The sequence below is a fragment of the Streptococcus suis genome (assembly GCF_019794615.1).
In the GTDB taxonomy this organism is placed as follows: Bacteria; Bacillota; Bacilli; order Lactobacillales; family Streptococcaceae; genus Streptococcus; species Streptococcus suis_AI.
Genome location: NZ_JAIMDU010000032.1, coordinates 14,217 through 29,749, shown reverse-complemented (window position 1 = coordinate 29,749; position 15,533 = coordinate 14,217). Strand labels below are relative to the sequence as shown.

The window sequence follows — 15,533 nt, the reverse complement described above, 5'->3', positions numbered from 1 at the left end:
TTTGCCATGGAAGGAAAAAATTAAAAGAGCATGTAAATAGAAAAAGGTTCCAGAGTCGACAGGACTTTGGAGCCTTTTTCAATATACTTTGTTATTGGGCGCTTACATCACAAATAAACAAGAGATTATACCAAACCTTGAGCAATCATTGCATCTGCAATTTGTTCAAACGCAGCAATGTTAGCGCCAGCAAGGTAGTCTTTACCAAGGTCGTATTTTTCTGCAGTTTCTTTAGCTGTGTTGAAGATGTTTGCCATGATGTCTTTTAGACGACCATCAACTTCTTCACGGGTCCATGACAAGCGAAGGCTGTTTTGGCTCATTTCAAGTGCTGATACGGCAACACCACCAGCGTTCGCAGCTTTAGCAAGACCGTAAAGAACACCGTTTTCTTTGTAAACTTTGATTGCATCTAGGTCAGATGGCATGTTAGCACCTTCAGCTACACAGTAAACGCCATTTTTCACAAGGGCAGCAGCCTGTTCGCCGTTGATTTCATTTTGAGTTGCACATGGAAGGGCAATATCTGCTTTACCATCGTAGTTCCATACAGAACCTTCAAAGTATTTTGCAGTTGGTTTTTCGGCAGCATATTCAGTCAAACGAGCGCGGCGTTTTTCTTTAATGTCTACCAAGAGGTCGAAGTCGATACCAGTTTCGTCAATGATGTAACCATTTGAATCAGAAACAGAGATGACTTTTGCACCAAGTTCAGCAGCTTTTTGAACTGCGTATTGAGCAACGTTACCAGAACCTGAGATAAGAACGGTTTGATCTTTGAATGATTTACCATTTGCTGCTAACATATTGTCAGTAAAGTAAACCAAGCCATAACCAGTCGCTTCTGGACGGATCAATGAACCACCGAAGCCAAGAGGTTTACCAGTCAAGACACCAGCATCAAATTGACGTAGGCGTTTGTATTGACCATACAAGTAACCAATTTCACGTCCACCAACACCGATATCACCAGCAGGTACATCGAGTGAAGGACCGATGTGTTTTTGCAATTCAGTCATGAAGCTTTGGCAGAAACGCATGATTTCAGCGTCAGTTTTTCCTTTAGGATCAAAGTCTGAACCACCTTTACCACCGCCGATTGGAAGACCAGTCAAAACGTTTTTGAAGATTTGTTCAAAACCAAGGAATTTCAAGATAGATTGTGTAACAGTTGGGTGGAAACGAAGACCACCTTTGTATGGGCCTACAGATGAGTTAAACTGTACACGGTAGCCACGGTTAACTTGAATATTACCATCTTTATCAGTCCATGGAACACGGAAGCTGATGACACGTTCTGGCTCAACGATACGAGCAAGAATGTTTTCTTCAATATATTCTGGATGTGCTTCAAAGACAGGCTCAAGGGTAGAGAAGAGCTCTTCTACAGCTTGAAGGAATTCTGTCTCGTGAGGATTACGAGCTTTAACAGCTTCGAATGACGCTTGGATGTATGCTTTTGCATTTGTCATGTAGATCACCTGATTTCTTTTTTATTTATTAAATTGTCTGACAATTTAATTTATCTGAAAATTATTATAGCACTATGATTTTTAAATGTAAAGAAGAAAATGTAAGAATTTTAAAAAAATTTAATAAATTTTCGGTTTAAAATCCGAACGTTAGTAGTAAATGAAGAAAATCCGTTTGTTTCTTATGATATAATCAAGAAAGAATGACCTATATGGAGGATAATATGGTTTCAACAGCAACAACTTTAGGTGGATTTCAGTTTGATAATTGCTTGATGAATGCAGCTGGTGTTTGGTGTATGACCAAGGAAGAACTGAATGAAGTGAAACAGTCTGCAGCAGGAACGTTTGTTACAAAAACAGCAACCTTAGAATATCGTTCGGGAAATCCAGAACCTCGGTACCAGAATGTGCCACTTGGTTCTATTAATTCGATGGGCTTGCCGAATCAAGGCTTGTCTTATTATTTGGATTATTTGTTGGAATTGCAGGAAACGGAACCAGAACGTACATTTGTTTTATCTTTAGTTGGAATGTCGCCAGATGAAACTCATCAGATTTTAAAAACAGTAGAGGCTAGTGGCTTTAAAGGATTAACGGAACTAAACCTCTCTTGTCCCAATGTTCCCGGAAAACCACAAATTGCTTATGATTTTGAAACGACGGAAGCCATTTTGCGCGAAGTATTCACGTATTTTACAAAACCGCTTGGTATTAAGTTGCCACCTTACTTTGATATTGTTCATTTTGATCAAGCAGCAGCAATCTTTAATCAGTTTCCACTAGCCTTTGTCAATTGTGTCAATTCAATTGGTAACGGTCTCTACATTGAAGATGAATCAGTGGTTATCAAGCCCAAAAATGGTTTTGGGGGTATTGGAGGAGAATATATCAAACCGACTGCCCTTGCCAATGTCCATGCCTTTTACCAACGGTTGAAACCTGAAATTCAGATTGTTGGAACAGGTGGTGTTCTGACGGGACGTGATGCTTTTGAGCATATTTTATGTGGTGCTAGTATGGTTCAAATTGGGACTACTCTTCACAAAGAAGGTCCAGTCGCTTTTGAACGAATCACAGCTGAATTGCAAGCCATCATGCTTGAAAAAGGCTATCACAGTATTGAAGACTTCCGAGGGAAGTTACGGCATTTAGATGACTAGATGTGAGGAGAACTAAGAAAAGACTGGAATGTATTGTATTTCCAGCCTTTTTATTTTCAGAAGTTTTGTTTAACAATGCTTTCCAGTCGGAAGATGCCGAAACTTGAATTTTTACAAAAGGTATATGAATTTAGAAATGGCTAATTTCTTTAGATTTTTTGAGAAAAAAGTCGTATAATAAGTAAGTAATGAAGTTAATATGAGGTGGAATGATATGGGAAGAAGAACACGTTATGCTCGTCAAGTAAGAATGTCTTCATCTCGGACAAAGATGCATTTTTTCTTTATTTGTGGCCTGGCTGTTATTATATTATTTATTATTATCATTAGTGAGCATCTTGTTCCTAGTCTTCAGAAAGAATCAGGTTCACAACATGTTGATTCAAATCAGGTAGCTCATTCAGAAAATTCTGTTCGTATCATGGTCCATGGGGATTTACTGTATCATTTACCAATTCTTCGAGGAGCAGAGCAATTTGATGGGAGTTATGATTTTTCGGAAAACTTTACCTATGTCAAGCCTTGGATTGACCAGGCAGATTTTGCGATTGCGGATTTTGAAGGGACAATTTCTCCAGATTTTGATTTAGCGGGGTATCCACTTTTTAATGCTCCTAGTATCGTTGCTACCAATATTCATGACGCAGGCTATGATTTGGTGGACTTAGCTCATAATCATATCCTAGATTCTCATCTTTCAGGTCTGATTTCCACAGTTAATACTTTCCAGCAAGCTGGGGTGGACACGGTTGGAGTTTATGCTGACGGAAATCGGTCAACTGCTCCAGTCTATATTCGTGAGGTAAATGGTATTCGAATTGCAGTATTAGCCTATGCATATGGTTTCAATGGGATGGAGGCTTTGCTGAGTCAAGAGGAATATGATGCCTATTTATCAGATTTCAATCAAGAAAAGATGCAAGAAGAGATTGAACAGGCTGAAAAAGAGGCGGACATTACCATTGTCATGCCTCAGACGGGTGTGGAATATCAGTTGGAGCCAACGGAAGAACAGACGAGTCTGTATCGGAAAATGGTGGACTGGGGAGCTGATATTGTTTTTGGAGGACATCCTCATGTGGTTGAACCAGCTGAGATTATTGAGAAAGACGGCCAGAAAAAATTGATTATCTACTCTATGGGAAATTTTCTGTCAAATCAGCGTATCGAAACCATGGAAGATACCCCTAATGCCCAGTGGACTGAGAGAGGTGTTCTAATGGATGTGACCATTCAGAAAAAGGATGGTCAGACAAGTATTCAAGCAGCTCAAGCTCATCCCACTTGGGTTAGTCGTGTTTCAAAGGGTACTTATTCAACAGAAGGCTATGAACAATTCACTTATCAAACCTATATATTAGAAGATTGGATTGCTGGTGGGCAGTATTATGGACAATTGGACCCTGAGACACAGGCGCGTGTAGATACAGCCTATCAGGAAATGAAGGAATTTGTCAATTTAACATGGTAAGGAGAAAAAATGACGGTTGGATTAATCGCAACAGATATGGATGGAACATTTTTAGATGGTCAGGGAAGTTTTGATAAAGAACGTTTTTCTATCATTTTGAATCAGTTAGATCAAAAAAATATTCCTTTTGTGATCGCTAGTGGCAATGGAATGGGTAGATTATTGCAACTTTGTAAAGGATTTGAAGACCGACTTATCTTTGTTGCAGATAATGGGGCTCATGTCTATCAGAATGGTAAAACACTTATCCGTCGTACCATTCTGCAAGAGGAAACGAAGGCTATTTTAGATTTTTTCAGCGGACAATGGGCTGACGTGTGTCTGATGTTATCAAATGAAGAAAATATTTATATGCAGGTAGGAGCAAACATGCCTTTTGCAGGAACTGATTTACCAATCGAGCCTGCACAAATGGCTGCTTTCCAAAATCGAGTAAAATACTTAGAAAATCTCAGTATTTATCCTACCCTTGATCCGATTTATAAGGTCGGTCTATGGGTGCCTGAAAATCGCGTAGATCAGCTAACTGAGCGGTTTAATCAGGCTTTTCAAGGTCGATTAGTTGCAGTAACGAGTGGGTACGGCTCTATTGATATCTTACCACATGGTATTCATAAGGCTTGGGGCTTGGAGCAGGTTTTGAACAGTTTAGGGATTGCCCCTGAGCACGTGATGGCCTTTGGTGATTCAGACAATGATATCGAATTATTGTCCTACGTAGGGTATTCCTATGCCATGGAAAATGCGACAGATAGAGTTAAGTCAGTTGCCAAATATAGGGCACCTAGCCATCTAGAGTCTGGAGTTTTCCGAGTAATAGAGACCTATATTGAACAGGAGAGGGAGTAAAAATGATTCGATTAATTGCCTTTGATATGGATGGGACATTCCTCAATTCTCAAAATGATTATGACCGTCCAAGATTTCAGAAAATATTCAAGAAAATGCAAGAAATGGGGGTCCAGATGGCAGCCATTTCTGGCAACCAATACCAACAGATTCGTTCCTTTTTTACTGAAGAAGCAAATCAAATGACCATTGTTTCCGAAGTTGGTGCTGTTATAGTAGAAAACGGTGTCAGAATATTTGAATCTCATTTTGAGAAAGATATTGTAGAGGGAATATTAGAAATATTAAATCAAAAGGATTTGCTAAGGTCCTGTTCAGTTAGCGGATTTAAAGCACTTTATTATGCAAAAGATGTAAATGTTGATTTTAAACAACTTATTCAAGGTCATAATTTTGTCTGTGAGGAGGTGGAAAGTCTCTTACAATTACCGGACGATAAGATGACGATAATCACTCTTCATTTACCAGAAGAAGTTATTCCGGATTTGTTGAAAGAGCTTAATCAAGTTGGTCAAGGAAAGGCCCGAGCGGTGTCTAGTGGTTTTGGATTTATTGATATTATCCCTTCAGGAATTAACAAGGGGATCGCTTTAGACTTTCTTGCCCGTCGATGGGAGATTTCTCCAAGTGAAATAATGGTATTTGGTGATAGTGGTAACGATTTAGAAATGCTCGAATATGCTACATATTCCTATGCGATGGAAGGTAGTCCAGAGGAAGTGATTAGAGCAGCAAAGTTTGTTGCTCCTTCAAATAATCAATCAGGAGTATTAGAAGTGATTGAACAAGTACTGCTAACCTCAAACTAAAACAGCTTGACTGCTTAAAGGCGGTCAAGCTGTTTTTGTAGGTAATGATATCGTCATTTAGATTATACTCTTCAAAAATCAATAGCAGACGTTGTTGACTTGATTTGATGAGTGAAAGGCTCCAGTGGAGCCTTTCAGCCTGTTACCTTGAAACAAAATAGTAATAGGGTTCTATCTGCATCAGCGTCGCCTAGTCTGACAAGGAACTGAGGTGCAGGCCGTACTGTCTGGAGCTTGTCGCCTAGTACTAAAAGCAAACTAACAGACTCTAAAAGCGACGGTCGCTGACTTTATTTCCAACATGACTTAGCCACTTCCCAGTCTCTACTGACATCCAGCTCCGATGTCTTTAACCACCTACACTGGTGAATTTGGTCATGCCGTAGCGGAAGATTTTGTAATTGATGCTAAATATGACGATAAGGACAAGTGGCAAGGCTAGTCCCCACATTGACAAATCTAAAAAATAGAGTGCTGGGAAATAAGCTGTGAAGGCGTAAGGAAATACAAAAATTAGAAAAATTTGAATGATTTTTGGATAGATATTTAGAGGATATTGGGCCATCTGATTGAGGGCAAAAATACCCATAGTTAATGGAAAAGACTCTACAATCCAAAAAGCTAGAGCAGTAGGTCCAAGCTGTATTGCTGCATAGAGTAAGCCAATACAAATTGTAATAAAAATAAGTAAGATTAGTTTACCAAGACTCCATTCCAGGCCAAGTTCTTTGGAAGCTTGAAAGAGAGCAATGGAACCGATAAGCGTCGTCCCAATTCCTTGTGGCTGAATTCGTTCACAAATGAGTTGAAAGAGTGGATTGACAGGCATCAGCATAAGTCGTTCAAATTCACCCTGTCGGATATAGCGACTACCAAACATCCAAAGATTATCAAAGAAAATTAAGTGAATAGATCGACCAACTGTTGCAATTCCATAGATGAAAAGCATTTGGCCGTAATTAAAACCGGCAATTTCCTTAATGTTTCCAAAGAGAATGTTGAGGAAAATGAGATAGACAATTTGTTCAATCAAAGAGGAGAATAGCCCGATAAAGAAGTCCACGCGAAATGACATCTGAGCCATCATGAAGACTTTGATATTATACAAGTAGAGGCTGATATATTTTTTCATGTTAACCTCCAAAAATGACAATGCGTCGTTTGGCTTGAGACCAAAGGCCTGCAATAAAAAGAGTGAGAAAAGGTATCCAAAGAACTTGCAAGCCCAGAGCCCTTAGATCGCTTTCTTGCCCAAGTAAAATGGAGATAGGGACATTAACAGCATAATTATAGGGCAATAGCTTTAAAAAGTTTTCCACGGCCTTTGGATAAAAGCTGAGTGGCAAGAGTGCTCCAGAGGCTAGATTGAAGAGACCGGTTCTCAAGAGCATAACGCCCCAAGCGTTGACGGTAAAAAAAGCCAAAAATCCAAAAGCCATATCTAGTAGTTGGACGATAAACATGCCGAGGATGGAGCTGACGAGAAAAAGGAGCAATGTTTTCCCATCAGGCAAATAGAAATCTTGATGAACAAGCAAGATTCCGATAAATACGAGTCCAAATTTAAAGAGTTCCAACAGTTTATTTCCTAAATCTTTGAAAAAGAGTGCTAGGATAAAGGAGTAGGGTCTGAGAAATTCTCCAGCAATGCTCCCTTTCAAAATACTATAAGATAAATCTTCACCCAGTGAGAAAGAATTCAAACTGGCTAGTAAATTGGCGAAAATAATATAAGTGGTAAAAGTTTGCAAGGTAAAACCGTTGACTTCAGATTGAGTAAAGAAAATAGTTTTCCAGACATAGAGAGCCACCAAGATCTTCACTGCCAGTGAAACGAAGGTGGCCACAAAGAAGGCCTTATATTGTAAGGCAGTCATCATAGTCAGGCGGGTCATGTAGAGATATTTACGCATGGATACCCTCCTCATAAATTTGGCGGACCATGGTCTCAATTTCCAATTCTTTCATGGTAACATCTTCCACAGTAAAGTGATTGAAGACTTGCTCAATCACCTGAGCACTGGTCCAAACTTTACTTTGGTAGTGGATTTCAAAGTGAAAATCATCTTTTCGAACAAATTCCAAGCCTTCCAATTGTAAGTCCTGTTCGATTGGTTTTTCTGTGGAAAAAAGGATGGTTTTGATAGTGGAAAACCGTTCTTTTAGAATGGTCAGAGAACCATCGTAAACTTTTTTGCCTTTATCAATGATGAAAATCCGCTCACAGAGACTCTCAATGTCCTTCATATCATGGGATGTAATCAAAAAAGTAGTCTGGTATTCTTGATTCATATAGCGAATAAAGGAGCGAATAGTCTCCTTTACGCTGGCATCCAAGCCGATGGTTGGTTCGTCCAAAAAGACAACGGCAGGTTGGTGAATAAAGATAGCCGCAAATTCACAGCGAACTCGTTGTCCTAAAGAGAGGTTACGGATAGGTTGCTTCATGATGTCTGCCAAATCCAATAAGTCAATCAAGACAGCTAATCTCTCTTTAAATAGCTGATCTGGAACATCATAAATTTTGGCGTGTAGAATAAAAGATTCCTGTACGGGTAAATTCCAATCAAGATGCGATTTTTGCCCAAAGAGGACGCCAATTTGCTTATTCACTTCTTTACGTTGCTCTTGTGGGTTCAACCCGTTGATGCGAACTTGTCCTTGGTCAGGAAATAAGACTCCAGTTAACATTTTGATTGTGGTTGACTTACCAGAACCATTTGAGCCAATATATCCAATAATTTCTCCTTTCTCAACTTGCAAGGAAATGTCTTGGACCGCTGGAATTAATTTTTTCTTTGGTTTGAAAAAGGCTTTGATTGATCCTTTTAAACCGACTTCCTTATCTATAACTGAATATGTTTTTGATAGATGCTCTGCTTGAATCATATCTGAATCTCCTCGCTGAAAACGTTTGCGCAATATTTAGTATAACACAATTAAGGAGATTTGGAACAAAAATGAAGCATTACGGCAACATTTTAATAAGGAAATCGGTCATATATTGAGGAGATTCTTGCTTCCCATTTTTTATCCATACTTGAATGATTCCAAAGAAGGCATGTGAAAAATAAATGCTTCGGTACTCGTTTTCAAGTGGTGATAAATCTTCTTTTCCCAAACGTTCAGCTAAATCGTTTGCGATCAATAATCTAACTTTATTGATGAGGAAATTTTGGATTTCTTGAGTTCCGTTATGGGTCAGTAAGGATGACAATAATTTTTCACGGTAGAGTAGTTCAAAAATTTCTAAGAAAGAGGACTGTCGATTTCCATCATAGCGATCAAATATGGTCTCTAACTTGTGAAATAAGCCTTGTTGGTAGGAGTCAATCAATTCATATTTATCCTTATAGTGGGTATAAAAACTAGAGCGACTAATTCCTGCTGTCTGAGCGAGATGGGTGGTTGTAATCTCATTAAATCCTTGAGTTTCTAAGCAAGTCACCATTGCTTCTAAAATGGCTTGACGAGTTCGTTCTTTTCGATTATCTGTTCCCATATTTTCTCCTTTTGAACATTTTTAGACACATTGTCTAAAAACGATTCTTCCTACTTGATTTTGAAAATGATACTTGTATAATGTATTTTATCAGTTTTTGGACAGGATGTCTAAAGGAGTTAATTATGTCAGAAAAAGTAAAGAATTTTTTCACTCGACCAATGACCTTGATTACCATTATTGGTATAGCTTGTGTCCCGGCCTTATACAATGTTAGTTTCCTAACCTCTATGTGGGATCCTTATGGACGATTGGATCAGCTACCTGTAGCAGTTGTAAACCAAGATCAGTCTGCAACCTTTCAAGATAAAACCTTAACCATTGGTGATGATATGGTAGATAATATGAAAGAAAGCAAGAGTCTGGATTTCCACTTTGTATCAGAAAAAGATGCAGAAAGAGGTTTGGAAGAAGGGGACTATTATATGGTCATTACCCTACCAGAAGATTTGTCAGAAAAAGCTTCTAGTCTCTTAACGGACCAGCCAGAGCATCTAACAATTTCCTATCAAACCTCTAAAGGTCACAGCTTTGTCGCTTCTAAGATGGGCGAGTCAGCCATGGAAAAATTGAAAGCATCTGTTTCAGAGACGATTACCGAAACATACACCTCGGCTGTTTTTGACAGCATGGGAGAGATTCAATCTGGTATGGTTGAGGCGGCAGATGGAAGTCAACAATTGACAGATGGAGCTAGTCAATTAGAAACCGGAAGTCAGACTCTATCATCAGGCCTATCTACCTTATCTTCATCAGGTCAATCACTTGTGACAGGAGCAAACCAATTGGCCACTGGAGTTGTGTCTTACACAGATGGAGTCAATCAGGCTGCTTCAGGAAGTCAAACACTTTCCAGTGGCTTAACAACTTACACAAATGGGGTAGCTAGTCTTGCTTCAGGTGCCGAGCAATTAAATGCCAATTCCTCTCAGCTCATCGCTGGGGTGGGACAATTAAAATCAGGAGCAAGTCAGGTTGAACAACTGGTAACGGGTGCCAATCAATTGCAGGCAGGCTTGGAACAACTCGCTAGTTCAACTAGTTTGTCTGCTGAACAGTCTAGTCAGATACAGGCCTTATTGACTGGACTTCCTCAGCTGCAAGCGGCCATCAACCAATTAAATGATAGCCTATCAAGTATCGGAGGAGTTGCAGTAGATACCACTACTCTATCTAGCCTCTTGACGGAGATGGGTGCTCAAGCTCAAGGATTGTTAACTGCAGCACAAGCCGATAAAACAGCCAGTATTGCAGCCTTACAAGCAACGGCTACCTATCAAAACTTGACAGCTGATCAGCAAGCTGAATTGGTTGGAGCCCTCCAAAATTCGCCTTCTACAACAGTGGCAGCAGCCCAAACGATTTTGGGCCAATTATCTCAACTGAGTCAAGCCTTATCTAGTCTACAAAGTCTTTCTGGTCTTGGAACGCAATTAGGTCAATTGCAATCAGCTGTCAGTCAGATCAACACAGCTGCCAATCAGGCATTGCCAGGTGCTACAACAGCCATTAAAAACCTATCAAGTGGCTTGAGTCAGGTCAACACAGCTTTGAACCAGCAAGTTCTACCAGGAACTCAAGCCTTGACGAGTGGTGTGAGTCAACTTCAAACGCAACTGTCAAGTGGAGCTAGTCAACTCATGTCAGGGGTGACAGCATATACAGCAGGTGTTGCCCAACTAGCAGAGGGTGGAGCTCAGTTGGTTGCTAACAACAGTAGTATCCAATCTGGAGGTAGCCAGTTAACATCAGGATTGGCAACCTTAGCTGCTAACTCTAGTCAACTTGTCAGCGGTTCAGGACAACTGGCTTCTGGTAGTCAGCAATTAATTGCTGGTGCGGATCAATTAGCTAGTGGTGGGCAAACCTTGACAAGTGGTATTTCGACCCTACTTGTCGGAAGTGAAACCTTAACAAATTCACTCAGTTCAGCCAGTCAACAACTATCAGTCATCTCTGTAGAAGACAAAAATGCACAAGCAGTTTCTCAACCAGTCACCTTGGAACACAGCGACCAAGATGATGTGAAGACCAACGGTGTCGGAATGGCTCCTTATATGGTATCTGTCGCACTAATGGTTGCAGCCTTGTCAGCGAATGTTATTTTTGTCAAACACATTGACAATCGCTCCTACAAGAATCGTTGGGATTGGGCTAAAGGGAAATTGTTACTTAATGGTACGATAGCCAGCCTAGCAGCACTGATTCTGTACGGTGTTCTTCGCTTGATTGGAATCGATCCAGCTCATCCTATGGCAACCTTGGGATTAATCCTCTTAGCTTCATGGACCTTTATGGCCCTCGTTACAGCCTTGGTGGGTTGGAACAATCGTTTCGGCTCCTTCGCAAGTTTAATTATCTTGTTACTACAGCTTGGATCAAGCGCAGGTACCTACCCAATCGAACTTAGCCCACGCTTCTTCCAAGTCATTCAGCCTTATCTTCCAATGACGTATTCTGTTTCAGGTCTTCGTCAAACCATTTCTATGGTTGGAAATAGTAGTCATCAAGTTTGGATGCTGAGCCTCTTCTTGGTAGGCTTCATGGGATTAGGTCTCTTGATTTATAATCAGAATAATGAATAATTAGAAAACCAACTGCTCCATGTGGACAGTTGGTTTTTCAGGTAATTTTGATTTTTGATAAGTATTATTTTGACAATTTTTTAGGTAGTTTGTATCTGCCACTGTTTATGGCAACCATTCTTTACCAAGCTGAATGACTCCATTTGTGGAAGTGATCGTCAATTTATTCTTGCTATCTTTTTTCCCACTTGTAAAAGTTTGTTTGTTGTCTTCAACGGTAACTGTTTGGTCCTTATAAACGCCCTCAGGGAAGATTCCAATCTCTTTTAATAGTTCCTGTAAATTGGCATCTTCTTGTATTATACTCTCAATTTCTTCATCCGTCAGGTTGCTTTCTCCATAATAGAAAAGTTTTCGTTTATCGATGGATAGTTCTGCAGTAAGCAGAGCCTCCTTTTGGCTTTTCTCAGATAAATTGATACGTGAATTAGTGTGATGATATTCCCCAAATCCTGTAAAACGATTTTCACCAATTACAGTGATATTGGAAGTGTCTATGCTGTCGTAATGTTCCCAGGTTGTATTTTCCAGCTGGCTATCTGAGATATGGAAACTACTAGCATAACCTGTAGCGGTCACATTTTTAAGGGTTGAATCCTCAATGTAGACATTTCCATAGTCCGTATTAATGCTTCCATTCTCGATAGTAGATCGGATAATGGACGGACTGCCATAAAGTGAAACTTGTTCGATATGGATGCCCTCTATAGAAAGTTCACCATTCGTACCGGATTCCAATTTTTTCAGTGTTTTTCCTTTTGGGATTTCGATGGTAACCTCTAAGTTCTCATAATTGCGAATTGCAACGTTTTCTGCAAGAAACTGCATGATACCGTTGATTTTGAAGTCAGGAACAATTGAATCAAGAATCAATTCGCCATCGTTTTCTGTTACTTGGAATGGAAGTAGAAAACTCTTTTCAAAATCATGGTACCGAACGTGATAGTCACTGTCTTCAGATTCGATGATACGAATGGATCGTTCCCATCCACCGTTGATTAGAACAGAGTCTAATTGCTTGTAGGATTGCTCTTTGTAGGTTGGTTTCACGACATCACTTAATTGATCAACCCCTCCAGAGAAGAAGCCAATCCCTGTCATAATCAAACCGAGTATCAAGCAGACAAAACCAGTAATGCTGGCAATAAGTAATTTCTTTTTCATGCTCGTTTACCTCTTTTCAATATCCATTGGAAAAAAGCTTTAACTAGTTTCCAAGACCAATAGGCAAAAATAAGAGTAACTAGACAGACTAATACAGCTCCGCCTAACATGGTTAAGCCACTACCGAATCCTAGTAAGAATACACCGATGCCATGTGAAAGTAGACTAAATCCTTCCCAGATAAGATAGCCTCCACTGACAAATAGTCCGACACCGAGAACGAATCCTCCCATGATGAAACCAATAATCAGCAAGACGAGAACTACTAAGGCACCAAGTAAGATAAGGAGAACGGGTATGGCAATTGGAAGTGTAATGATGGCCAGCATGGCTAACCAGATAACTTTTTTCGCTTTTCTAACTTCTTGAAAGTTTTTTCCTAAGTAAAAGGCTCCTGCGATCGAAGTGATAAAAATTCCAGCGATGCCAAATAGGGGTTCGATGAAGAGGAAAAATACAGATAGTAAGAGAGCAAGGACAAGACCGGCTACTATGTATAGTGGTCTATAGTTGATTGGTTCATCACCCATTTCTTGAACGTCCTCAACTTGAATATGGCGGTTTAAGATATTGGTAATCAACTCACTGGCTGCTTCTTTTGGGGAACCTAATTCCTCTATAATAGCAGTTTCTTTTTCTGGACCAGCTTCGTCAAAATATTCATTGAAAAAAGTAATGGCTTCTTGGAATTCTTTATGAGGCAATTTTTTCAAATATTTTTCCAATTGAGCCATGTATTCAGTTCTTGTCATGGCGGACGCTCCCTTCTATAATGCCGTTTATCGTGTTAGTATATGTATCCCAATCATCTTTTAATCGGACCAATTCTTCGTGCCCCAATTGAGTCAAACTGTAATATTTCCTCATTCTTCCCTGATATTCACGGGAGTAGGTCGTTAAAAATTCATTTTGCTCCAATCGTTTCAGGATAGGATAGAGTGCAGATTCCTTTATATTGGAAATCAGCTTAATGGTCTGACAAATTTCATAACCATAAGAATCATCGGACTCTAAAATGGCCATGATGAGAAATTCTGTCAGCACAGCAGGAACGGGAAAATGCATGGCAGTCACTCCTTTCATTTATTTTGGTAATCTTGGGTATTATTTCGATATATGCTTTTTACTTTTATATATCAAAATCTACTATATATAAAATATACACCCATAAACCAATCTTGTCAAGCATTTATATGTAAAAAATATCTGTAAACTATTTTCAACTATTTTCAATGGATTTCAGGTGTAAACGTTTTATGGACTTGAAAAATAATTTCAGAGTAGTAAACTTAATGTATGGAATAGCAATTTTTATGATTTCATACTGTGAGGGTTATCTGAAATGAAGGAATTGTTAATGTAAGGGACATGATTCGTGTAGTACAAACGGCCACAGGAGTTGAATGGAGGAGTGGAATGAAATTATATGTTCAGTTTATGATAATTCTGGTATTTTCATTTTTAGGAGAAGCTATTTCGACTATTTTTCATCTTCCTATTCCGGGAAGTATCATTGGCTTAATCCTCCTATTTTTAGCCCTAGAGTTCAAATTAATTCGTCTTCGCCACATTCATACGGTTGGAAATTTTTTGCTGGCTAACATGACCATTCTTTTTTTGCCTGCAGCGGTGGGGATTATGGAGAGATTTGATGCAATTAAAGATTATTTACTTCCTATTATCATCGTCATCTTAGGCGCCATTTTTTTAAATATCTTAGTCATTGGTTTTGTTGTTCAATTTGTGAAACAGAAGTTTGAAGGTGACTACATTGATGCGGAGGGAATGCATGACTGACCTTTTTTCCAATCCTATTTTTGGTATTATGTTATCAATTGCAGCATATTTAATTGGAATGCTGATTTATCGGAGATTTCCTCATCCAATCACAACCCCACTGTTGGTAGCTACAGGATTGATTATTGTCTTTTTAAAAATGACAGGTATCTCCTATAAGGAATATTATGCAGGAGGTTCCTATCTAAATATGCTTATTGTGCCTTCAACAGTAGCTCTGGGTATTCCTTTGTATCGTTCTTTCCATCTAATGAAACATCACATTCGAAGTATTTTATTGGGAATTTTTGTTGCTTGCATTGTCAATACTGTCTTTACTGCCCTGATTGCCAAATGGTTTGGGATGGATTTTTTTCTAGCAATCTCTCTTTTTCCAAAATCTGTCACCACTGCTATGGCTGTTGGTATTACTGATAAAATGCAAGGAATAGCAACTGTTACTCTTGTAGTCGTTGTTGCAACAGGAATTCTGACAAGTGTTCTTGGTCCGGTCTTTTTAAAGCTACTAAAAATTGAAGATCCGGTAGCTGTTGGTCTTGCTTTGGGAGGAACAGGACATGCCATTGGAACGGGTACAGCGATAAAATATGGGCATACGCAAGGGGCAATGGCTGGCCTAGCTATTGGGATTACAGGCATCATGTATGTGGTGATTAGTCCTATAGTTGCGCAGATTATCTTACAATAAAAAAACTACGGTAGGAATTGAACTGCTCCCTGT

15 protein-coding genes are annotated in these 15,533 nt (G+C 39.4%); 7 read left to right on the top strand and 8 right to left on the bottom strand.

The features are described from left to right. Nucleotides 1-125: 125 nt before the first annotated feature. Entirely contained in the window at nt 126-1,472 is a 1,347-nt protein-coding gene (gene gdhA, locus K6V43_RS09030) for an NADP-specific glutamate dehydrogenase (RefSeq protein ID WP_024404056.1), read from the bottom strand. 224 nt (nt 1,473-1,696) lie between these two features. On the opposite strand from gdhA, the gene K6V43_RS09025 reads away from it, so the two are divergent. The 4 genes from K6V43_RS09025 (at nt 1,697) to K6V43_RS09010 (ending at nt 5,764) form a co-directional block, all read left to right on the top strand. After that, nucleotides 1,697-2,635 (top strand): dihydroorotate oxidase, encoded by a 939-nt coding sequence (locus K6V43_RS09025; protein ID WP_222382757.1) that lies wholly within the window; start codon nt 1,697-1,699, stop codon nt 2,633-2,635. 214 nt (nt 2,636-2,849) lie between these two features. Further along, the gene (locus K6V43_RS09020; protein WP_222382753.1) at nt 2,850-4,106 is read left to right on the top strand and encodes a CapA family protein; all 1,257 of its coding nucleotides are present in this window, start codon (nt 2,850-2,852) and stop codon (nt 4,104-4,106) included. Nucleotides 4,107-4,115: 9 nt separating this feature from the next. Further along, the gene (locus K6V43_RS09015; RefSeq protein WP_222382751.1) at nt 4,116-4,955 is read left to right on the top strand and encodes a Cof-type HAD-IIB family hydrolase; all 840 of its coding nucleotides are present in this window, start codon (nt 4,116-4,118) and stop codon (nt 4,953-4,955) included. A gap of 2 nt (nt 4,956-4,957) precedes the next feature. Next, complete coding sequence (locus tag K6V43_RS09010) at nt 4,958-5,764, top strand: Cof-type HAD-IIB family hydrolase (RefSeq protein WP_222382749.1); 807 nt, start codon at nt 4,958-4,960, stop codon at nt 5,762-5,764. 349 nt (nt 5,765-6,113) lie between these two features. Here K6V43_RS09010 and K6V43_RS09005 read toward each other — a convergent pair whose 3' ends face one another. The 4 genes from K6V43_RS09005 to K6V43_RS08990 form a co-directional block, all read right to left on the bottom strand. Beyond that, complete coding sequence (locus K6V43_RS09005; RefSeq protein WP_024392579.1) at nt 6,114-6,896, bottom strand: ABC-2 family transporter protein; 783 nt, start codon at nt 6,894-6,896, stop codon at nt 6,114-6,116. Between the two features lies 1 nt (nt 6,897). Next, a complete protein-coding gene (locus K6V43_RS09000; RefSeq protein ID WP_222382747.1) occupies nt 6,898-7,677 on the bottom strand; it encodes an ABC-2 family transporter protein in 780 nt (259 codons plus the stop codon). Then, complete coding sequence (locus K6V43_RS08995; protein WP_222382741.1) at nt 7,670-8,653, bottom strand: ABC transporter ATP-binding protein; 984 nt, start codon at nt 8,651-8,653, stop codon at nt 7,670-7,672. The genes K6V43_RS09000 and K6V43_RS08995 overlap by 8 nt, the downstream gene beginning before the upstream one ends. A 79-nt stretch (nt 8,654-8,732) precedes the next feature. After that, on the bottom strand, nt 8,733-9,266 hold the full coding sequence (locus tag K6V43_RS08990) for a TetR/AcrR family transcriptional regulator (RefSeq protein WP_024396970.1): 534 nt from the start codon (nt 9,264-9,266) through the stop codon (nt 8,733-8,735). Between the two features lie 125 nt (nt 9,267-9,391). On the opposite strand from K6V43_RS08990, the gene K6V43_RS08985 reads away from it, so the two are divergent. Next, nucleotides 9,392-11,851, top strand: a complete 2,460-nt coding sequence (locus K6V43_RS08985) for a YhgE/Pip domain-containing protein (protein ID WP_222382739.1) — start codon at nt 9,392-9,394, stop codon at nt 11,849-11,851. A 105-nt stretch (nt 11,852-11,956) separates the two neighbouring features. Here K6V43_RS08985 and K6V43_RS08980 read toward each other — a convergent pair whose 3' ends face one another. The 3 genes from K6V43_RS08980 to K6V43_RS08970 are packed head-to-tail and all read right to left on the bottom strand — an operon-like array spanning nt 11,957 to nt 14,080. Then, nucleotides 11,957-13,015, bottom strand: a complete 1,059-nt coding sequence (locus tag K6V43_RS08980; protein WP_222382737.1) for a DUF4097 family beta strand repeat-containing protein — start codon at nt 13,013-13,015, stop codon at nt 11,957-11,959. Then, nucleotides 13,012-13,767 (bottom strand): HAAS signaling domain-containing protein, encoded by a 756-nt coding sequence (locus K6V43_RS08975; RefSeq protein WP_222382735.1) that lies wholly within the window; start codon nt 13,765-13,767, stop codon nt 13,012-13,014. The genes K6V43_RS08980 and K6V43_RS08975 overlap by 4 nt, the downstream gene beginning before the upstream one ends. Beyond that, a complete protein-coding gene (locus tag K6V43_RS08970; protein ID WP_024392586.1) occupies nt 13,754-14,080 on the bottom strand; it encodes a PadR family transcriptional regulator in 327 nt (108 codons plus the stop codon). Before K6V43_RS08970 ends, K6V43_RS08975 begins: the two co-directional genes overlap by 14 nt. 351 nt (nt 14,081-14,431) lie before the next feature. Between K6V43_RS08970 and K6V43_RS08965 the strand changes: the two genes are divergently transcribed. Continuing rightward, on the top strand, nt 14,432-14,812 hold the full coding sequence (locus tag K6V43_RS08965) for a CidA/LrgA family protein (RefSeq protein WP_024384743.1): 381 nt from the start codon (nt 14,432-14,434) through the stop codon (nt 14,810-14,812). After that, entirely contained in the window at nt 14,805-15,500 is a 696-nt protein-coding gene (locus tag K6V43_RS08960; RefSeq protein ID WP_024406803.1) for an LrgB family protein, read from the top strand. The genes K6V43_RS08965 and K6V43_RS08960 overlap by 8 nt, the downstream gene beginning before the upstream one ends. The last annotated feature ends 33 nt before the right edge of the window (nt 15,501-15,533 follow it).